Genomic DNA, 446 nt, shown 5'->3' on the forward strand with positions numbered 1-446 from the left:
CACGAAGCAGAGCTGGGTTTGGTACGTCTGGCGCGGTGGAGAGTACGTGCCGGTTGAATAGGGCTGCATCATGCATCGCATCATCGCCATAGCGATCATAGTTCTCGCGGCCGTGTTCGGTTTCGCGCGGGCGGAGGTACTAGTTGGCGTCTCGGCTGCGATGACGGGACGGCTCGCCTGGATCGGCGAGCAGGGACAGCGCGGCGCGGAGATGGCAGTGGCCGACGTCAACATGGCGGGCGGGGTACTCGGGCAGAAGGTGAGGCTCATCTCGGTCGACGACTTCTGCGATCCCGAGCAAGCTGTGGCGGCCGCCAAGAAGCTGGTGGCTGACGGGGTCGTGCTCGTCGTCGGGCATTATTGCTCCGGGGCCTCGATCCCCGCATCAAAAGTGTACGAGGAGGCGGGCGTCGTTGAGATATCCCCAGGCTCGACCAATCCGCAGT

Annotated in this window: 1 protein-coding gene; it reads left to right on the forward strand. The window is 63.9% G+C overall.

What is annotated here, in order from left to right:
* Window positions 1-70: 70 nt before the first annotated feature.
* A partial coding sequence (locus JT360_RS33335) for an ABC transporter substrate-binding protein (RefSeq protein ID WP_214477739.1) occupies window positions 71-446 on the forward strand: 376 nt, incomplete at its 3' end.

Origin of the sequence: Mesorhizobium sp. dw_380 (assembly GCF_018588885.1) — a bacterium.
In the GTDB taxonomy this organism is placed as follows: Bacteria; Pseudomonadota; Alphaproteobacteria; order Rhizobiales; family Rhizobiaceae; genus Mesorhizobium.